Raw genomic sequence first — 18,643 nt, 5'->3', positions numbered from 1 at the left:
GCGGGAACTGCGGTGTTACGGCTTCTGCAGCTGCCGGATCGAGGAGCTGAGTTCGCGAATGACGGACTTCAATTCATCGACATCAGAGCGGAGTTCGGCCATTTGGGAGTCCGAACGGAGTTCGGCAAGTTCAGAGTCGGGAGATTCGGTCTGCGCGTCCTTCTTCCCCGCGGGACGGCGAACCCGTGCCACGGGTTCGCTTTCGCCCGAACGCGCGGCGAAGCCGTCCAGAAACACCGAAATCAGATTGCGCTGCAGATCGTCGGCCAACTCGGAAAGCTGCGGGCGATACTGCGCGACTGTGGACCAGACGGATTCACGCATGAGCCGATGAAACTGCTCAGGGTCGATGTCCTCCCGAAACTCCCCGTCGGCGATTCCGCGCGTGATGGCCGATCGCCAATAACTGTGCGCCTTCTGCACCAGGACGGTGATGGGAGCGTCAGCCGGCTGCGACGAAAGAATGGCCTCGCCCTGATACACCTCTGTGGCGTACGGGTGATCCACCGCGGAGGCGAATGACACCGAAACCATCGTGGCCAGGCGATCGCGAGCCGAACCTTCCGGCTCGATCGAGTCCTCGTACCGGACGTTGAGGTCTTCGAGGAACCGGACGACGATCTCGTTTGCTATCGCATCCTTGGAGTCGAAGTAGTGATAAAGGCTCCCCGAAAGGATCCCGACTTCGTCGGCAATGTCTCGTACCGTCGTCGCGGCGATTCCCCGCTCGCTGAACAGCTTGGCCGCATGAGCGAGTATTTCGTCCCGTCGGGTCGAGCGCACGAGAAGTTCCTTCCGACGTTCCGATTGTCAAGCGAGTGCTTGATCGATTTCTCGTCGATGCTAACACCGCACCCCCGCTGACCTGCGGTGTGAGGTCCCGGACATCGAATGGAAACACCGGACACACACTTGTCACCGACAGTCACTCCACCGCAACAACTTCCACCTACTGTGTGCACTCGACGAATACAGCGTTGTATACGCAACCCGGATACATATCTGTCAGAGCCATCGATAACGAAAGGCCCGTACATGCGAACCTTCTCGAAGCGCACCCTTGCCGCGCCGGCCGCTCTAGCCGCACTGGGCTTGGTTCTCACCGGCTGTGGAAGCAAGGCAACAGACACCGCAGCAGGAGAATCGACGGCTACGTCGTGCGTCGACACCTCTGGGGACACGATCAAGGTCGGTTCCCTGAATTCACTCTCGGGCACCATGGCCATCAGTGAAGTGACGGTCCGCGACTCCATCTCGTTGGCGGTGCAGGAGATCAACGATTCCGGCGGTGTGCTGGGCAAGAAGATTCAGATCGTGGCAGAGGACGGCGCGTCGGAGCCGACGGTGTTCGCCGAAAAGGCCGAGAAACTGATCAGCAGCGATTGCGTTGCAGCAGTTTTCGGTGGCTGGACCTCCTCGAGCCGCAAAGCCATGCTGCCGGTGTTCGAAGACAACAACTCCCTGCTCTACTACCCGGTCCAGTACGAAGGACTCGAAGATTCGAAGAACATCTTCTACACGGGTGCAACGACCAACCAGCAGATCATCCCGGCTCTGGACTATCTGAAGGAGAAGGGGGTCAAGTCGCTCTATCTGGTCGGCAGCGACTACGTGTTCCCGCAAACCGCCAACCGCATCATCAAGGCGTACGCGGCAGCAAACGGTATCGAGATCAAGGGTGAGGACTACACGCCATTGGGCTCGACCGACTTCTCCACCATCGTGAACAAGGTGCGCACCGCCGACGCGGATGCCGTGTTCAACACACTCAACGGCGATTCCAACGTCGCGTTCTTCCGTGAATACTCGAATGTCGGCCTGAAGCCCGCCGACATGCCCGTCGTCTCCGTTTCCATCGCGGAAGAAGAGGTTGGCGGTATCGGAGTCCAGAACGTCGAAGGTCAGCTGACGGCGTGGAACTACTACCAGACCATCGACTCCCCCGAGAACAAGAAGTTCGTCGCGGCGTACAAGGCGAAGTTCGGCCAGGACAAGCCCACGTCCGACCCGATGGAAGCGGCATACACCTCCGTCTACCTCTGGAAGAACACCGTCGAGAAGGCCAACTCGTTTGCGGTCAAGGATATTCAAGACAACGCCGACGGTGTGACCTTCCAAGCACCCGAAGGACTCGTGACCATCGACGGCGACAACCACCACATCACCAAGACTGCTCGGATCGGCGAAATCCGTTCCGACGGACTCATCTACACGGTCTGGGATTCGGGACAGCCGATCGAGCCGGATCCGTACTTGAAGAACTACCCCTGGGCCGAGGGACTCGGCAGCTGATCGACGAAAGGCGGAATTGACGGAATCGACGAGTAGAGAGGTGGAGCGCCTGTCATGGATGTTGTGATCGGACAGTTGTTCACGGGTTTGAGTATCGGATCGATTCTCCTGTTGGCAGCGTTGGGATTGTCTCTTACGTTCGGGCAGATGGGTGTCATCAACATGGCACACGGCGAGTTCATCATGGCCGGCTCGTACACCGCATACGTAGTGCAGCAGGTGATCTCGAATGCAACGGGATCGTTGATCATTTCTCTGCTCGTCGGTTTTGTCGTCGGCGGGTTGATGGGCGTCGTACTCGAAATGGTCCTGGTATCGCGGATGTACCACCGTCCCCTCGACACCCTGTTGGTGACGTTCGGCGTCGGATTGATCCTTCAGCAGTTGGCACGAGACATCTTCGGGGCGCCGGCCGTCAATGTCTCGGCACCGACTTGGCTTTCGGGTGGGGTCGACATTTTCGGCGCCGTGGTCCCGAAGACCCGAATCTTCATTCTGGTATTGGCGATCGCTGCGGTGATCGCGCTTTCGGTCGCGCTGAAGCAGTCGTCGATGGGTAGACGCATCCGCGCCGTCGTACAGAATCGCGATCTGGCCGAGACGAGCGGAATCTCTTCTCGTCGTACGGACATCACGACCTTCTTCCTCGGATCCGGACTCGCCGGTGTCGCGGGTGTGGCGTTGACGCTCATCGGTTCCACCAGCCCGACCATCGGCCAGTCGTATCTGATCGACGCCTTCCTGGTCGTTGTTGTCGGCGGTCTCGGTCAGATGAAGGGAGCCGTGATCGCCGCCTTCGCCCTCGGCATCTTGAACTCGTTCATCGAGTACTCGACGACGGCGTCGATCGCGAAGGTGATCGTGTTCGTCATCATCGTCGTCTTCCTTCAAGTCCGGCCACAGGGCCTGTTCGCAGTCAAGACGAGGAGCCTCGTATGAGCATCCTGAACAATTCCCGAATGCGGGTTTGGGGCGGTTTTGCACTCGCCGCGATCGTGCTGTTCGCCATCGCTCCGGCTGTACTCTCGGACTTCAGGCTGTCACTGTTAGCCAAATTCCTGTGCTTCGCCATAGTCGCTGTAGGCATCGGCTTGGCTTGGGGCCGAGGCGGAATGCTCACGCTCGGCCAGGGCGTGTTCTTCGGAATCGGCGCATACGTGATGGCGATGCACCTCAAGATCGCTGATGCCGAACTCAAGGGCGACGCGGTCCCGGACTTCATGTCCATCGCCGGCAAATCTGAACTTCCGGGATACTGGCAACCGTTCGCTTCACCTTTCGTGGCGATCTTCGCCATCCTTTTCCTGCCGGCCGCTGTTGCCTTTCTCCTCGGACTCGGTGTGTTCAAGCGGAGAGTCAAGGGCGCGTACTTTGCGATCCTGTCGCAAGCACTTGCCGCGGCTTTTGCGATCCTCTTGATCGGCCAACAGTCGATCGGTGGCAGCAACGGCCTCAACCGTTTTCGTACGTTCTTCGGTTTCAACCTCAATGATCCGGCGAACAAGCAGATGTTGTTCTTCATCGCCGCCGGCGTTCTTCTCGCGTCGGTAGCTCTGATTCGCCAGCTGATGAACTCCCGATATGGCGAACTCCTCGTCGCGGTCCGCGATCAAGAGGAGCGCGTACGTTTCCTCGGATACGATCCGGCGAACATCAAACTGGTCGCCTACGTGACCGCGGCGTTCCTCGCCGGTATCGCCGGCGCGCTCTTCGTTCCGATCGTGGGCATCATCTCCCCCGCCGACGTCGGGATCGTGCCGTCCATCGCATTCCTCATCGGGGTCGCGATCGGTGGCCGCGCAACGCTTCTGGGTCCGGTACTCGGTGCGATCGGCGTCGCATGGGCACAGTCGGCATTCTCGGAGAGACTCCCATCGGGATGGATCTACGCACAAGGGCTTATGTTCATCGTCGTGGTCGGGTTCTTCCCGGCAGGTGTGGCCGGATTGTTCGCTCTGATGCGCCACCGCAAGAAGCGTGAGACACCGATCGGCCCGCCGGTCAAGGTCTCCCAACCCGAACCAGTTGAGGTGTCGTCATGACCAACACAACCGCCACCAGCGAGCCCGCACCCGCACTGGGCGGCAACGCCGGAATGTCGTCCGAATACCTCGAAGTTCGGAATCTTTCCGTCAGCTTCGACGGTTTCAAAGCAGTTGACGGCGTCGACTTGACCCTCATGCAGGGCGACCTGAGGTTTCTGATCGGTCCGAACGGGGCTGGAAAGACGACGCTGGTCGATGCCATCACCGGACTGGTTCCCGCTACCGGTTCAATCACGAAGTCCGGCGAGCAGTTACTCGGCAAGAAAGTTCACAAGATCGCCCGTCTCGGCGTCGGGCGAACCTTCCAAACGGCAAGCGTCTTCGAAGAACTCTCGGTGCTCCAGAATCTCGACATCGCGGCCGGAGCCGGCCGATCACCGTGGAACTTGCTCAGAAAACGCAAAGGTGTGCTTCCCGAGATCGAAGAGGCACTGGAGACAACCGGTTTGGAGGACCTCAGGGACACTCCCGCGGGCATTCTCGCGCACGGCCAGAAGCAGTGGCTCGAAATCGGAATGTTGTTGGTACAGAACTGTTCCGTACTTCTGCTCGACGAACCCGTCGCAGGTATGAGCCTGGAGGAGCGCGAGGAGACCGGAAACCTTCTGCGGCGCATCGGCGGTGCGCGAACCGTCGTCGTAGTCGAGCACGACATGGACTTCATGCGATCCTTCGCCACGTCCGTCACGGTGCTCGCCGCTGGGAAAGTGCTCGCCGAAGGGACCGTGGCCGAGGTCCAAGCCGATCCCAAGGTGCAAGAGGTCTACCTCGGCACAGCCGCTGCCGGAACCGATCTCGGCGCCGACACCGAACCGACCCCGGAGGACTGAATCATGCTCGAACTCGTCGACATCCGCGCCGGCTACGGACGTACCGAAGTGATCCACGGCGTTTCCCTGCTGGTTCCCGGCGACGGGGTTGCGGCAGTCATGGGTCACAACGGTGCGGGTAAAACCACATTGCTGCGCGCCGCCGTCGGACTGATCAAACCCACACGGGGAAAGGTACTTCTGAACGGTGAGGACATCACCGGTCTACGACCGAGCGCCCGCGTCGCTCGCGGACTCGCCTACGTACCGCAGGGTCAGCAGTCGTTCGGACAACTGACGACTGCCGAGAATCTTCGAGTGGTCGCCGACGGGCGCAAACGCGGAAAAGCACTCATCGCAGAGGCATTGGATCTGTTTCCCGCACTCACCACGCTGCTCGATCGACGGGCCGGGCTTCTCTCCGGTGGGCAGCGACAGCAGCTTGCCATCGCTCGCGCACTGATCACCGAACCCAAGATCCTCATCCTGGACGAACCGACCGAGGGAATTCAGCCCAACGTGGTCGCCGAGATAGAAAGGACCGTCATGGAACTCACCGAGCGAGGCGATCTCGGTGTCCTCCTCGTGGAGCAACACATCGGTTTCGCGCTCCAATCAGCGCAGCATTACAGCATTCTCGCGGCCGGACACGTGACCTCGACCGGTGAGGGCGGCACCACGTCCACCGAAGCGGTTCGTCGAGCGATGGCAATCTGACATGAGTGTGCGGCCGCCGCTGCGCGAGCAGGTCTACCGGTCGATCCGGAACGATCTGATGTCGGGTCGGATTGCGCCATCCGAACGACTCGGCGAAGAACGGTTGGCTCATCTCTACGGCGTCTCGCGAACACCGGTCCGCGAGGCGCTCGCAAAGTTGGAATCCGACGGGCTCGTCGAACGCGACGAACACGGCCTCTTTCCGTACCGACCGCACCTCGACGAGTTGGGTGGCCTCTACGAGCTGCGCATACTTCTCGAGGTGCACGGGCTTCGGCGGGTGCTCGACGGTGAAGCCCCCGTCCATGATCGAGACAAGCTCGGTTCCGAACTCGACAGGTGGTACGCGTTTCGCAAACAGATGCCGTCGCCGGACGCCGGTTTCGTGACGCTCGACGAGGAGTTTCACATAGCGCTCCTCGCCTCGTCCGGAAACCACGCACTGGTCGACGCACTGCAGGCAGTCAACTCGAAGCTGCGCCCCGTGCGGATGTTCGACTACCTGACTCCCGACCGTATGAAGGCCACCGTGGAGGAACATATCTCCGTCGTCGAACTGGTTCTGGACGGCAAGATTCCGCAAGCACACGAGGCACTGGTGTCGCACATCGACATTTCTCGCACGGTTGTACTCGACCGTGCTCGGCAAGCCCTCTCGTTAGCCGCTATGGCCAATGCCGTGCGGAATTGATCAGGTTCGTGTCGCTGACTCGAGGGTGACGACTTCGGTGACGTGGTCTCTCGTCAGCGGGATCAGCAGAGACTCCCCCGGTACGGTTGGCTTCGGACCGAGTTCAGAGCCTGGGACCGTACCCGTTGTGCCGTCCGAGCATTCGACTGCAACTTCGCTCGCGTAGTCCGCATCAGGCGCAACTTCGCAGGTGAGTCCGTCATCCGTAGTGAAGGCGGAGATGCTCGAATCGACGGGCCCGTGAATTACCGTCCCGCTTGGATCCACCTGCGTCGACGTGGTGAGCGGTGGACTGGTCGGCATCGTGGTCGCTGCCGCAGCGGTGGTGGTCGTGGCCGTACTGGTGGTTGTGGCCGTAGGCGCAGATGTTTTGGTGGGTTCACCCGTCGTAGGTTCAGGCGTCGTAGATTCAGGCGTCGAAGGTTCAGGAGTCGTCGTTCCCGTAGGCGGCGTGGTCGACAGGGGAACATCTGTCGATGTTGTCGATGTCGGCTCGGCGACTCGCGCTGCCTGTCCGGTGACAAGGCTCAGCGGCGTCACCGGGGGTGAAGAATCGAGTCCGCACTGAGCGGCCGACAGATTAACGGATATGTTCGTCGATCCGAGGATGACTGTGACCAGTCCTTCACCCAAGATCGACAATGCGACGGTTACGGCCTCAACAGTGAAACTCACCGAAACAGCGGAGGAAGCAACAAAAGGCGCGGAACCGGATGCCGCTCGGGTACTGGTGACCTTGATGTTCGAGAAGCGCGCTTCTACCCGCGCGAGCAGTGGAACATTCGCCATCACGAAGGTGGCAGTAGTCGGCGACGTCGACGTGGCCGAACCGTTTGCACCCACCGCCGGGATGGCAACCGCGGCGCCGCCGACTTTCACGGTTCCCGTCGGCTGGTCAGTAGCCGCCGACGTACTCGCACAGCGTGCGTTTGTCTTGACGCTCGTGCTCGTGATCGCGTCCGCCGGTATCAACGTGATCCCCAGTACCGAAAGCAGATTCAATTGCAAACCCAATGTAGAGGTAGTTTCCGCGTCCGCATCCGACCCGGCCGCTCCACAAGGGGTCGATGCCGACGCTCCTACGAGATACGCGGCGCACTGAACGGCGCTACCCGTGCGGCTGAGTGCGGGCAACCCCAGCAATACACCGGAGTTGTCCGCCAACGAAACGGTCCCCGTGGTTTTGCCCGGCGCGAGTTGAGTTTGCACGGTCGGATGTTCGATCAACGAACCGCCGAGATTTCCTCCGAGAGTTATCAATCCGCCGGTCGCTGTTCCTTTGCCCGACGTCGATCTGCCGTACCCGCTGGTTGTCCAGGTTCCGGTGGAAATCGGGCCGGTCACGTACTCCGAGTCGGTCCACGCCGCTTCGGTCTCGCCCAGAAGTGGGTGAGCCGAAAATCCGGAGCCCAGAAATACCGCAACTGCCAATACGACGACTGAGAACAGGTGGCGACGCTTCACTGCCTACCGCCGCCCGGCGGTAGAAGAACCTGAATGGGTTCGGTTTTCGGGTCGGCCGAGTCGGCATCAGCGTCGTCATCGGTATTGCGCGGCCAGAATACCGCGACCACCAAAGTGGCCATGGTCAGCGTGATCGCCCCCAGAACAACAGGATTCGAGAAGTAGACGATCACGCGCGCCAATCCCGGAACGTGCCAGAGCACCTTCCGAACCGTGGTGACCTCGTAAACCGCGGGGTCAGCCGAGGCGTTGGCATCACCCTTGAGATCGAGAATCGTGATGCCGTTGTCCTGGGTACGAGCGGAGACGACCCGGTGGGTCACCGGCAGTTCGGACCCTCCCCGATCGACGGTGACGACGTCGCCCACCTCGACGGAATCCGCAGGTACTTCGCGCACAACGGCGAGCGAACCCGTCGGAATGGTCGGCGACATGGAGCCCGTCTTGAACATGATCAGTGTGATGTCGAATGCAAAGGCACAGATCACCAAAGCGATACAAGCGACCCCACCGGCCGCGAGAACCTGAAGGATGCAGTCCCCTATGATCGTCGGGACCGAACGCTTCTTCGTCCGGGCATGTGTTGTCCGGGCACGTGTTGGCATTGCAGCTCCTTCAGGGTGTTGCACTGAACTGCCAAGTGGGAGTTGCCGTTTTACCGATCAACGCCGAGTTACTCCAATTGACCGAGGTACCGGGCAGTGAAATCTCGAAGCACAGCGCCACCGCAGCGCCCGGGGACGCTCCACCGGTGGGTAGCGCGATGGCCCCGACTGCGGAACCAGTTGAGAGCGACGGAAACACCGTCGCACTTCCCACCACGAATTGTGGTGTTCCCGTAGAGAAGGCTGACGCATCACAGGTGGTCGACTTGACCACCCGATACCGCAGCGCCGACGCCAGAGTGGAGTCGCCGGCAACCGTGGCCGCCTGCAGAGTGACGGATGCTGCCGGCGAGACCGGCACCGTTCGAAGAGATATCGGGCCGTACGAGGACGCACCGGGGCGAATCAGGAGCGCCGATGGTGTGTACGTGAAAACGCCAGGGGCACTCGATGAATGCGAGGACCATCCACCGCCGACGTTCGACTCGATTCCGAATGTTCCGGTGCGAAACGATGCATCTCCCATCGTGCTGTCCACCCAACTTGCAGCCACGGTGCTTACACCGATACCCAGGACGATCCCCGAGGCCGCCAGTGCGTACACCTGACGCATTCGCCGTGTGACCACTCAGGCGTCAGGGGGTGGACTGGCCGGTGAACTGCCAGAGCAAGCGCCCGGTGTCCGTGCCCGACACGATCGAAGGGTCGACTCCGGCAGGCAGCGTGACCGCGAAGCACAGTTCGACCGGCACACCCGTGCCCAGCAAGGTGACATCCGAACCCGAACCTGCCGTCAAGGCCACGGGACTAGCTGTCGTGCCCACCCATGCTGTGCCTGCCCCAATTCCCGCCGCAGTGCAGGTCGCGGAGGGAACACCTCGATACACCGAGTACCGCAGGGCAGGTTTGAGTACGGCATCGCCGCCTGTCGCACCGAGCAGTTGTACCGTCGCACCGAGAGTGCTGGCGGTGGGACCGATCCGAAGCGCTACCGGTGCATACACCGTCGTTCCTGGCGAGAGTGCGGCGAATCCAGTGCTGAATGCGAAGTGGCCGGCGGAGGCGTCGACCTGGTACTCACCCCAGGTCGTCAGTCCGTCGAAGCTGCCTTGGAGGTTCCAACTTCCAGTCTGGAACTGAGCGTCACCAAAAACGTTGTCTGTCCACGCCGCCAAGGTGACGGCGGCGCCGATACCGAGGACAAGTCCTCCGGCAAGTAATGCACGTACTTTGCGCTTGTTTACGGCCTTCCGATCAGTGGTCATGCTGGTCTCGATTCACTTGGAATGCGAAAGAACCTCCGATTCGGGAAATCTAGCCCCCACTTTCACCCGAAATATCCGAAATGACCGAAATTGTGACAAAGGCTTGACGCTTTCTCCGCCTCGCAGCCTTCCGTAGGCGCTGACCAGGCGGAAATAGGAAAGCCGGCCAGATGGTTGCACCTTCCAACGACACTTGCGTTCTATTCGCTGAGAAAGGCACCACATTCATGGCCGTCCCACTTTCCATCCTCGACCTCGCCCACATCGGCGACAACGAAACCGCCAAAGACAGCTTCGACGCCAGCGTGACGTTGGCGCAGCGCGCCGAGGAGTGGGGCTACAAGCGAATCTGGTACGCCGAGCACCACAACATGGGTTCCATCGCGTCCTCGGCTACGAGTGTTCTGATCAGCCACGTCGCCGCACACACCAGCAAAATCCGCCTCGGCGCCGGTGGGATCATGCTCCCTAACCATGCACCGCTGACGATCGCCGAGCAGTTCGGCACGCTCGAGACTCTGCATCCGGGTCGCATCGATCTCGGCCTCGGCCGTGCGCCCGGCAGTGATCAGAAGACGATGCAGGCTTTGCGACGCGACCCGAGTTCTTCGGACAGCTTCCCGCAGGACGTACTGGAGCTTCAGGGCTACCTCGGCGACACGTCACGCGTCCCCGGAATCAACGCCGTTCCCGGTAAGGGCACTCACGTTCCGCTCTACATACTCGGATCGTCACTGTTCGGCGCCAAGCTCGCCGCGATGCTCGGCCTGCCGTATGCATTTGCCTCGCACTTCGCCCCCAACGCCCTGCGCGATGCCGTTGCGATCTACCGACGCGAGTTCAAGCCGTCAGAGCAATTGGCGGAGCCGTACGTCATCGCCGGCGTCAACGTCATCGCCGCCGACACGCATGAGCAGGCTCAGCGAGACTTTCTCGCGGCCAAGCGTTCGCGAGTCAGCCTCCTTCTCGGACGTGGACGCAAGTTCACGGACGATGAAGCGGACATGCTGCTCGACTCCCCCGCCGGCCAGCAGGTTCTGCAGATGACCAAGTACAGCGCCATCGGCACGCCCACGGAGGTCCGCGCCTACCTCGACGAGTTCACCGAGCATGCGCAGGCCGACGAGCTGATCACAGTGTCGACCGGCACCAACCGCGAGGCATGGTTGCGCACGTTCGAACTCCTCGCCGACGTGAGCGATCTGGTGCCCGCCTAAGCTGCCGGTATGGGCGATCCTTCCCGTCGCGGGTTCATCTCGGTACTGGCCGTTCTACTTTCGACGGGTTGGGCCGCCAACCACTTTGCCTCGCTCATCCCGGTTCTCCGGGTGGACGAAGGCCTCTCACACACCGTGCTCGACGGCGTTTTCGGCATCTACGCGCTCGGACTCCTACCCGGCCTGTTGACCGGTGGTGCGTTGTCGGACCGCGTAGGCCGAGCTGTCGTTGTCCTGCCCGGTGCGCTCATAGCCTCGCTCGGAACCTTGGTTCTTCTTCTCTGGCACGACGCGCCGGGACTCATGGTCGGACGCCTCGTTGTCGGTATCGGTGCCGGTCTGGCAATCGGCGCCGGTACCGCGTGGGCGGCCGACCTTCGCGGCAAATCCGGAACCGTGATGGCGGGCGTCATACTTACCTCGGGTTTTGCACTGGGACCGCTATTCTCGGGTCTGTTGGCGCAATTTGCCGCCTTCCCGCTCGCCACGCCCTTTGTCGTCTCGGCCGTGTTGTCGGTTGGTTCGGTTGCCGCGGCGGCTGTGTGGAGTCGTACTCCTGCTCCCGCAAAAGCGGCAACCTTCACACCCGTTCCCGACGACATTGAGCAGTCGGTCAAATGTGCGCCAGACGGCGCGGAGCGCTCCCTCGCATCTGCGCCAGACGGCGCGGAGCGCTCCGTCGCATCTGCTCTGTTCTGGGCACTTCCGTTGGCTCCGTGGGTTTTTGCCAGTGCAACAGTCTCCTTCGTGACCATGACTACCAGGCTCAGCGACCGCTACTCCGGGCCACTCCTTCCTGGTTTCGCCGCGGCGTTGACCCTCGGTGCCGGGATCCTGGTTCAAACCGTTGCGCGCCATCGCAATTGGGGTCCCCAGGCGGGCACGGTCGGCGCCGCACTCGCAGCGCTCGGATACTGCCTGGTCGCGGTCGGTGGGGCGCACCCCGCGCTCGGGTTGTTCATCGTCTGCGCGCTTGTCCTCGGTACGGCCTACGGACTGTGCCTGCGTGAAGGCCTACTCGATCTCGAGTCGCTCGCTCCCCCGGCCTCTCGGGGCGCTTTGACCGGGATCTTCTACGTCGGCACCTATCTCGGATTCGGACTACCGGTGCTGCTGGTCGTCATCGAACCCACGATGGGTCCGTCACTACCGTTGGTGATCCTGGCTGCTGTTGCGGCCGCCGTTGCCGTGATCCGTTTCCGCCGATTGCGGTCGACACAGGCTTCCGCGTCACATCCGCGTCTCGAAGCCACATCGGTCTGAGCGTCCATTCGGACAGAGTTGGCGGTACTTGCAGTCGCAGCTACTCGGCGGTGTTAGCGTCGGAGGACCAGAAGGTAACTGCGTAGGGACACAGCAATGGGCAAGAGCGAGGCGGGCAAGGCCGAATCGGCCAAGAGTAGTGCGGACGACCTGACGGGTCGGCGCATTCTGATCACCGGTGCCGCCCGCAATATCGGTTCTTCGCTCGCCAGACGCCTGTACGACCGCGGTGCGTCCGTGGGACTCCTCGGCCTCGAGCCGGAACTTCTTGAACAAGTCGCCACATCCTGCGGCCGCGCGCCCTGGCAGTTGTGCGACGTCGCCGACCTCGAGCAGGTATCTCGCGGCGTCGACTACATAGCCGAGAAGTTGGGCGGCATAGACGTCGTCGTCGCCAATGCCGGCGTCGAGGCGAACTCGTCGATCCTCGGTGGCGACCCTGCTGACATGCGCCGCGCGGTCGAAGTCAATCTCATGGGCACGTATTACACCCTGCGCGCAGCCGGTCCCCACATCAGTCATGAAAACGGTTACGCCCTGGTTGTCGCCTCGGCCCACGGCGCCGCCAAGCACCCGTTTCGCGGACCGTTCAGTGCTTCGCGCTCCGGCGTCGAAGCGCTGGGAGACGCGTTGCGCCTGGAAATGAAACACCTCGGCACCAAGGTGGGCGTCGCGTACATCGGGGACATCGACACCGACACCACCGCGCTGTCGTTCGACGGAGCACGCGGAACTCTCGCCAGCTCCGGGACCACGACCATCGCTGACGCCGTCGATGCGTTCGAGCGCGGTATCGTCGGCCGGAAGTCGCGCGTACACGCACCCCGTCGCAGCGCTGCTGTTCGCCACATCGCGCAACGAGCTATCGACCTCCGTCCCTCTCACATCCGTGGAGTCGCATGAACCCCCGCATCCCGCCCGGCCGATTCAAGGACCTCGGTCCGATCAACTGGGGAATCTGGCGTGTCCTGTCGAAGGCTGCCGGAGCACCCGATGCGCATCTGTTCAGCACATTGGGGCGCACGGGCGGACTCTTCCGCGGTTGGCTGCACTACTCCGGCTCACTCATGCCCGGCGGCAAGATCTCTCGCCACGACACCGAACTGATCATCCTGAGAGTCGCGCACCTGCGGGACTGTGGTTACGAGATGGATCACCACATCAGGCTCGGCCGCAAAGCCGGAATCGACGCAGAAGAACTGGCCCGTATCGTCGAGGGCCCTGGCGCTTCCGAGTTGAGTCCACGTCACCGTGCGATCTTGACTGCAGTCGACGAGTTGGTCGCCAACAAGGACATCACCGACACCACGTGGGGAACGCTTTCACAGCATCTCGACGATCGTCGGTTGATCGAATTCACCTTGCTGGTCACCCAGTACGACGGCCTGGCCACCACGATCGGAACCTTGCGGGTTCAGCGCGACTTCTTCTGAAGTCGTACGGCGGTCGTAACTCAGCTCTAACCCGAAGACATCTGTACGAAACACCTGATCAATAGCGTATACAGGTATGTCGACAGGGATGAATACGGCACCGGAGCCACTTCGTGAGGTGGTCTACCGGGAACTACGCACCGAACTGGTCAACGGGACCATCGGGTTCGATCAGCGTCTGACGGAACCGAAGCTCTCCACGCGTTTCGGCATCTCTCGCACTCCTGTGCGGGAGGCGCTGACGATGCTGTGCGCCGATGGACTCCTGCGCCGGGAAGAGTACGGATTCTCCGCCGTGCGTCCGAGCATCCCGCGGATCCGAGATCTGTACGAACTCCGAATCACTCTGGAACTACAAGGAATTACCCGGGCGATCGCAGATCCGACAATCCGACACGATCGAACAATTCTCGACGGCGAGTTGGCGCGGTGGCGTGCCCTTGCTCTCGATCCTCCGGCTCAGGAACCCGGGTTCGTCGAACTGGACGAGGAGTTCCACGTCGCTGTACTGAGGGCGTCAGGCAACAACGAACTGGTCGCATCACTGTTGTCGGTGAACTCCCGTATCCGGCACGTTCGGATGTACGACTTCATGGTCAACGGCCGCATCGACACCTCGATCGCGGAGCACATTCGAATCCTCGAAGAACTACTTGCCGGCAACCTGCCCGAGGCCCGCACGCTTTTGCACCAACACATCGGCGAGTCTCTCGACGTCGTTCTCGACCGAGTGACCCGTGCGATCACCGCGCTCTCACTCGCCCACATCACGGACTGATCGGAGCAGCACACACATGACCAACGCAGCAGAAGTTTTCACCCCGACTGCCCGGGTCGAGCAGGCTTTCCATCGGATCGAGGAAGTAGATCGCCCCGAAGTGTGGATCACGTTGCGCCGCAAGGAAGATGCGCTTGCCGACGCAGCCTCGGTCGAGGCCAGACTCGCTGCGGGCGAACAGCTTCCCCTGGCCGGGCGTCTCGTCGCCGTCAAGGACAACGTCGACTTTGCCGGTCTGCCGACCACTGCGGCGTGTCCCGAATTCGCCTATGTACCGGATGAAACGGCCAGTGCCGTTGCACGGTTGATCGAGCACGGCGCCGTTGTCCTGGGGAAGACAAACCTCGACCAGTTCGCCACCGGACTGGTCGGAACGCGCAGCCCGTACGGCGCGGTTCGCTGCGCCTGGAACGAAGAGTTGATCTCGGGAGGTAGTAGTTCCGGATCCGCCGTCGCCGTCGCACTGGGGATCGTGGACATCGGAATCGGTACCGACACCGCCGGTTCCGGCCGGGTGCCGGCAGCGTTCCACGGGATCTACGGACTCAAGCTCTCGCTCGGCATCATCCCCGTCCACGGAGTAATTCCCGCCTGCATCGACTACGACGCGCTGACGGTGTTCGCCGGCGACCTCGAATCGGCCACCACGGCCGCGGCACTCATGGTCGGCAACGAACCGCGTGATCCCCGCAGCCGAGTCTGGCCTTCGGATGTTCGTCTCGCGGCGGCGCCGAATCCCCGTGTCGCAGTGCCCCGAATCGAGGATCTGGCGCAACTGAGCCCGTCGTACCTGGCAGCGTTCCAGGACACCGTGGCGGCTCTGGTCGCCGGCGGCGCCGAGACCGAGACGGTCGACATCTCCGGGCTGCTCGACGCGGCCCGATTGCTCTACGACGGCGCGGTGGTGGCGCAGCGGTACGCGGCTGCGGGCGAGTTCCTCGAAACTCATCCTGCCGGAGCCGATCCCGCGGTTTCCGACATCGTGCTCGGCGCGAAGCACCCCACCGGATACCAGTTGGTCGACGATCTCGACGCGCTCACCCGCGCAAAGGCCGCTGCCCGGGCACTCCTCGCCGGGTTCGACGCCCTACTGCTTCCCACTACCACCGAACATCCGACGATCGCCGCCGTGGCCGAAGATACGTTCGGAATCAACCGCCGGATGGGAACTTTCACCAACTTCTGCAACCTGCTCGACATGGCGGCCGTCGCGGCGCCCGGGCACCGCACTGCCGAAGATCACCCGTTCGGCGTCATGTTCGTCGTACCCGCGTTCGGCGACCAGATCGCGATCGACCTCGCTGCGCGACTCGGCGGTGTGCCTTCACCCACCCTCGTGAACACCGGAATCGACCTCGCGGTGTTCGGCGCTCACCTGCGCGGGCAACCACTCAACAGACAGTTGGTCGACCTCGGCGCTCGGTACGTCGAAACCGTCACAACCTCGGATGCCTACAGACTCTTCGCCCTCGACACGACGCCACCGAAGCCCGGCCTGGTGCGCCGCGGTCCTGGCCTCGGCGCACCGGTCGTCGGCGAGATCTTCCGGATCTCACCGGCAGGTCTCGGAACGTTCCTCGCCGAATTGCCTGCGCCGATGGCGCTCACGAGCGTCGAATTATCCGACGGCAGAACGACAGTCGGTTTCAGCTGCACTCATGACGCCGTCGTCGGCGCGAATGACATCACCGACTACGGCGGTTGGGCTGCATACCTCTCTCGCTGACAGCTAGGGCTTGCAGATTCGAGTGACTGCCTCGCGCAACACTTCGCGTCGGCGCGCAATCTCGTCGGCATCGACGTTCTGGTTGTCAGCCACGCCGGGTGCCACCACCCAGCCGAACACAAGGCCGAACAGCATTGTTATCAAGTCCTGGGGATCCCAGTGCTTCGAGATGATGCCGTCATCCTGCGCCTCGCGGATCATGGCCATTCGCGGAGCCCAACTGGAATGTTCCTCGGCCAGCTTCTTCATCCTCGGTGCCTCGCCCTGCAATTGGCCCCAGATCATCATCCGTTGAATCTGTGGCTTGCCGAGCATGGCGTCGAACAGTTCGACGGCATGCTCGGGCATGTCTTCACCGGTGAACTCGATGGACTCCATCGCCTGCTCGAAGTCGACGTCGAGCACCGCGTGGAACAACGCGACCTTGTCGCCGAAATAGGCGTAGAGGCGCTCCTTACTGGCGTTTCCGTTCTTCGCGATCCGATCGATGCGCGCACCGGCAAGCCCGTAGGTGCCGAATTCTTCTTGCGCAGCGTCGAGGATTCGCTGTTTCGTCGCGGTCACATCAGTGGGAGCCATAGTGATGATGGTAACCGAACGAACTATTTCGTTTGACTCACCCGAGAGGGCTGGAATACCTTTTTCGAATGACCACCACGTCCCACGTCGACGGCGGCACTCTGCCACCGATCCCGGCCGCCTCCGAGAATCCGAATCATCAACGTCGCTGGCTGGTGCTCTGCATCGTCGCCTTCGCTCAACTCATGGTGGTGCTCGACGGCACCATCGTCTCGATCGCATTACCAGCGGCCCAGGAGGAACTGGGCATCAGTGACCTGGACCGCGCGTGGGTGGTCACGTCGTACGCCCTGGCGTTCGGTGCGCTGTTGCTCCTCGGCGGACGTATCGCCGACTACTGGGGCCGCAAGCGCTCCTTCATCGTCGGCATGGCGGGCTTCGCGGTTGCCTCCGGCATCGGCGGCATCGCGCAGAGCGGTATCGAACTGTTCATCGCCCGCGCCGGCCAGGGCGTCTTCGCCGCCCTGCTCGCGCCTGCAGCACTGTCGATGCTCACCACCACCTTCATCGGAGAGAAGGAGCGCGCCAAGGCTTTTGCGGTCTACGGCGCAATCTCCGGCGGTGGCGCTGCCATCGGCCTGCTCCTCGGCGGAGTGCTGACGCAGTACGTCGACTGGCGCTGGTGCCTGCTCGTCAACATCCCGATCGCTCTGATCGCCATCGCTGCAGCCGTCCCGATCGTCAAGGAGACCAAGGCGCACGGTGACACGAGCTACGACCTTCCCGGCGCGATTCTCATCGCCCTGGGCCTCGGCTCACTGGTGTACGGATTTACCCGTGCCGAGCACGGCTGGGGTCAGGCTGACACTCTGCTGTTCATCGCACTGGGCCTGGTCTTCCTCGTGATCTTCGTGGTCGTCGAGAGCCGCAGCAAGAATCCGCTTCTGCCGCTGAGCGTTCCGTGGCATCGTGATCGCGGCGCTGCTCTGATCGGCTCCATGTTGGTGGGCGCTGCCCTGCTCGGCGGCACGTTGTACCTGACGTTCTACCTGCAGATCGTGCTCGGGTTCAGCCCGGTCATGGCCGGCGTCGGATCACTGCCGATGGCGTTCTTCATCGTCTTGGCGTCGACCATCGCAGCACAGTTGTCCACCAAGATCGGCCCCAAGCCGCTCATGGTCGCCGGACCGCTGGTGGCGGCGGTAGGACTGCTCATGCTCACGCAGATCGAGGTACACAGCTCCTACTGGACCCATGTGTTCCCCGGCCTCGCGATCTTCGGCTTCGGACTCGGCCTGCTGATGGTGCCGATGCAGAACCTCGCACTGATCGGTGTTCCCGACCACGACGCCGGCGCTGCCAGCGCCCTGGTCAACGCCACCCTGCAGATCGGCGGCGCGCTCGGCACCGCACTGTTCACCACGATCTACGCTTCGGCCAAGTCCGCCTTCAGTGCAGACAACGCGATGCCGACGCCTCCCGAAGGCATGCCCGTCGACATGTCGAACGCGACCGTCCCGACCGGCGACCAATTGGCGCTACTCCCCCAGCCAGTGCAGGACTTCGTCGCCTCGATGACGGACTACTTCTTCGGCGCCGAGGTATCCGGATACTCTGCCGCATTCGGTTGGGCGGCAATCCTGTTGGCGATCATCGCACCGGTAGTGCTGGTACTGGTCCGCGCCAAGAAGGGTGATCTGCCCGCCGAGGGTGCAGTCCACATGGGGTAAACCCCTGTGCGCCTTTTTGGTAGTTCCCACTACTTGTGAAGTGTCAGGACATCGTGGACACTTTCATGTGTCATGACCTTCTGGACGGT

Annotated in this window: 19 protein-coding genes; 13 read left to right on the top strand and 6 right to left on the bottom strand. The window is 62.1% G+C overall.

From position 1 onward, the window contains the following. Positions 1-15: 15 nt before the first annotated feature. Complete coding sequence (locus QM716_RS15090; protein WP_283304871.1) at positions 16-783, bottom strand: TetR/AcrR family transcriptional regulator; 768 nt, start codon at positions 781-783, stop codon at positions 16-18. A 252-nt stretch (positions 784-1,035) separates the two neighbouring features. On the opposite strand from QM716_RS15090, the gene urtA reads away from it, so the two are divergent. Genes urtA through QM716_RS15060 form a run of 6 tightly spaced genes read left to right on the top strand, consistent with a single transcriptional unit; the run spans position 1,036 to position 6,554 of the window. Then, a complete protein-coding gene (gene urtA, locus QM716_RS15085; protein ID WP_283304870.1) occupies positions 1,036-2,292 on the top strand; it encodes an urea ABC transporter substrate-binding protein in 1,257 nt (418 codons plus the stop codon). Positions 2,293-2,346: 54 nt separating this feature from the next. After that, the gene (gene urtB, locus QM716_RS15080; RefSeq protein WP_283304869.1) at positions 2,347-3,231 is read left to right on the top strand and encodes an urea ABC transporter permease subunit UrtB; all 885 of its coding nucleotides are present in this window, start codon (positions 2,347-2,349) and stop codon (positions 3,229-3,231) included. After that, complete coding sequence (urtC, locus tag QM716_RS15075; protein ID WP_283304868.1) at positions 3,228-4,334, top strand: urea ABC transporter permease subunit UrtC; 1,107 nt, start codon at positions 3,228-3,230, stop codon at positions 4,332-4,334. Before urtB ends, urtC begins: the two co-directional genes overlap by 4 nt. Continuing rightward, the gene (gene urtD, locus QM716_RS15070; protein ID WP_283304867.1) at positions 4,331-5,167 is read left to right on the top strand and encodes an urea ABC transporter ATP-binding protein UrtD; all 837 of its coding nucleotides are present in this window, start codon (positions 4,331-4,333) and stop codon (positions 5,165-5,167) included. Before urtC ends, urtD begins: the two co-directional genes overlap by 4 nt. A gap of 3 nt (positions 5,168-5,170) precedes the next feature. Beyond that, positions 5,171-5,863: an urea ABC transporter ATP-binding subunit UrtE gene (gene urtE, locus QM716_RS15065; RefSeq protein WP_283304866.1), complete on the top strand. Its 693-nt coding sequence runs from the start codon at positions 5,171-5,173 to the stop codon at positions 5,861-5,863. Position 5,864: 1 nt separating this feature from the next. Continuing rightward, positions 5,865-6,554: a GntR family transcriptional regulator gene (locus QM716_RS15060; RefSeq protein ID WP_283304865.1), complete on the top strand. Its 690-nt coding sequence runs from the start codon at positions 5,865-5,867 to the stop codon at positions 6,552-6,554. On the opposite strand, the gene QM716_RS15055 is transcribed toward QM716_RS15060, so the two are convergent. Genes QM716_RS15055 through QM716_RS15040 form a run of 4 tightly spaced genes read right to left on the bottom strand, consistent with a single transcriptional unit; the run spans position 6,555 to position 9,888 of the window. Then, complete coding sequence (locus QM716_RS15055) at positions 6,555-8,018, bottom strand: hypothetical protein (RefSeq protein ID WP_283304864.1); 1,464 nt, start codon at positions 8,016-8,018, stop codon at positions 6,555-6,557. Continuing rightward, the gene (locus tag QM716_RS15050) at positions 8,015-8,623 is read right to left on the bottom strand and encodes a signal peptidase I (RefSeq protein WP_283304863.1); all 609 of its coding nucleotides are present in this window, start codon (positions 8,621-8,623) and stop codon (positions 8,015-8,017) included. The genes QM716_RS15055 and QM716_RS15050 overlap by 4 nt, the downstream gene beginning before the upstream one ends. Positions 8,624-8,633: 10 nt before the next feature. After that, positions 8,634-9,236 (bottom strand): hypothetical protein, encoded by a 603-nt coding sequence (locus QM716_RS15045; RefSeq protein ID WP_283304862.1) that lies wholly within the window; start codon positions 9,234-9,236, stop codon positions 8,634-8,636. A gap of 22 nt (positions 9,237-9,258) precedes the next feature. After that, a complete protein-coding gene (locus QM716_RS15040; protein WP_283304861.1) occupies positions 9,259-9,888 on the bottom strand; it encodes a SipW-dependent-type signal peptide-containing protein in 630 nt (209 codons plus the stop codon). A gap of 227 nt (positions 9,889-10,115) precedes the next feature. On the opposite strand from QM716_RS15040, the gene QM716_RS15035 reads away from it, so the two are divergent. The 6 genes from QM716_RS15035 (at position 10,116) to atzF (ending at position 16,305) form a co-directional block, all read left to right on the top strand. Then, on the top strand, positions 10,116-11,105 hold the full coding sequence (locus tag QM716_RS15035; RefSeq protein ID WP_283304860.1) for an LLM class flavin-dependent oxidoreductase: 990 nt from the start codon (positions 10,116-10,118) through the stop codon (positions 11,103-11,105). A 9-nt stretch (positions 11,106-11,114) separates the two neighbouring features. Then, positions 11,115-12,368 carry an MFS transporter gene (locus QM716_RS15030; protein ID WP_283304859.1) on the top strand — a complete coding sequence of 418 codons (1,254 nt, stop codon included), beginning with the start codon at positions 11,115-11,117 and terminating at the stop codon, positions 12,366-12,368. A 96-nt stretch (positions 12,369-12,464) separates the two neighbouring features. Continuing rightward, positions 12,465-13,271, top strand: a complete 807-nt coding sequence (locus QM716_RS15025; RefSeq protein ID WP_283304858.1) for an SDR family NAD(P)-dependent oxidoreductase — start codon at positions 12,465-12,467, stop codon at positions 13,269-13,271. Further along, a complete protein-coding gene (locus tag QM716_RS15020; RefSeq protein WP_283304857.1) occupies positions 13,268-13,801 on the top strand; it encodes a carboxymuconolactone decarboxylase family protein in 534 nt (177 codons plus the stop codon). Before QM716_RS15025 ends, QM716_RS15020 begins: the two co-directional genes overlap by 4 nt. A gap of 88 nt (positions 13,802-13,889) precedes the next feature. Further along, positions 13,890-14,579, top strand: a complete 690-nt coding sequence (locus QM716_RS15015) for a GntR family transcriptional regulator (protein WP_283304856.1) — start codon at positions 13,890-13,892, stop codon at positions 14,577-14,579. 16 nt (positions 14,580-14,595) lie between these two features. After that, positions 14,596-16,305: an allophanate hydrolase gene (atzF, locus tag QM716_RS15010; protein WP_283304855.1), complete on the top strand. Its 1,710-nt coding sequence runs from the start codon at positions 14,596-14,598 to the stop codon at positions 16,303-16,305. Between the two features lie 3 nt (positions 16,306-16,308). Here the strand turns inward: atzF and QM716_RS15005 are convergent, their stop codons facing one another. After that, positions 16,309-16,884, bottom strand: coding sequence for a TetR family transcriptional regulator (locus tag QM716_RS15005; RefSeq protein ID WP_283304854.1), 576 nt, complete (start codon positions 16,882-16,884; stop codon positions 16,309-16,311). Positions 16,885-16,952: 68 nt separating this feature from the next. On the opposite strand from QM716_RS15005, the gene QM716_RS15000 reads away from it, so the two are divergent. Next, on the top strand, positions 16,953-18,554 hold the full coding sequence (locus QM716_RS15000) for an MFS transporter (protein WP_283304853.1): 1,602 nt from the start codon (positions 16,953-16,955) through the stop codon (positions 18,552-18,554). The last annotated feature ends 89 nt before the right edge of the window (positions 18,555-18,643 follow it).

The organism is Rhodococcus sp. IEGM 1409, assembly GCF_030056735.1.
Taxonomy (GTDB): Bacteria; Actinomycetota; Actinomycetes; order Mycobacteriales; family Mycobacteriaceae; genus Rhodococcus_F.
This window is presented reverse-complemented; position numbering and strand designations above follow the sequence as displayed.

Coding starts and splice junctions, on each gene's coding strand:
- urtA (WP_283304870.1), top strand. CDS start 1,036: ATGCGAACCTTCTCGAAGCGCACCCTTGCCGCGCCGGCCGCTCTAGCC.
- urtB (WP_283304869.1), top strand. CDS start 2,347: ATGGATGTTGTGATCGGACAGTTGTTCACGGGTTTGAGTATCGGATCG.
- urtC (WP_283304868.1), top strand. CDS start 3,228: ATGAGCATCCTGAACAATTCCCGAATGCGGGTTTGGGGCGGTTTTGCA.
- urtD (WP_283304867.1), top strand. CDS start 4,331: ATGACCAACACAACCGCCACCAGCGAGCCCGCACCCGCACTGGGCGGC.
- urtE (WP_283304866.1), top strand. CDS start 5,171: ATGCTCGAACTCGTCGACATCCGCGCCGGCTACGGACGTACCGAAGTG.
- QM716_RS15060 (WP_283304865.1), top strand. CDS start 5,865: ATGAGTGTGCGGCCGCCGCTGCGCGAGCAGGTCTACCGGTCGATCCGG.
- QM716_RS15050 (WP_283304863.1), bottom strand. CDS start 8,623: ATGCCAACACGTGCCCGGACAACACATGCCCGGACGAAGAAGCGTTCG.
- QM716_RS15045 (WP_283304862.1), bottom strand. CDS start 9,236: ATGCGTCAGGTGTACGCACTGGCGGCCTCGGGGATCGTCCTGGGTATC.
- QM716_RS15040 (WP_283304861.1), bottom strand. CDS start 9,888: ATGACCACTGATCGGAAGGCCGTAAACAAGCGCAAAGTACGTGCATTA.
- QM716_RS15035 (WP_283304860.1), top strand. CDS start 10,116: ATGGCCGTCCCACTTTCCATCCTCGACCTCGCCCACATCGGCGACAAC.
- QM716_RS15030 (WP_283304859.1), top strand. CDS start 11,115: ATGGGCGATCCTTCCCGTCGCGGGTTCATCTCGGTACTGGCCGTTCTA.
- QM716_RS15025 (WP_283304858.1), top strand. CDS start 12,465: ATGGGCAAGAGCGAGGCGGGCAAGGCCGAATCGGCCAAGAGTAGTGCG.
- QM716_RS15020 (WP_283304857.1), top strand. CDS start 13,268: ATGAACCCCCGCATCCCGCCCGGCCGATTCAAGGACCTCGGTCCGATC.
- QM716_RS15015 (WP_283304856.1), top strand. CDS start 13,890: ATGAATACGGCACCGGAGCCACTTCGTGAGGTGGTCTACCGGGAACTA.
- atzF (WP_283304855.1), top strand. CDS start 14,596: ATGACCAACGCAGCAGAAGTTTTCACCCCGACTGCCCGGGTCGAGCAG.
- QM716_RS15005 (WP_283304854.1), bottom strand. CDS start 16,884: ATGGCTCCCACTGATGTGACCGCGACGAAACAGCGAATCCTCGACGCT.
- QM716_RS15000 (WP_283304853.1), top strand. CDS start 16,953: ATGACCACCACGTCCCACGTCGACGGCGGCACTCTGCCACCGATCCCG.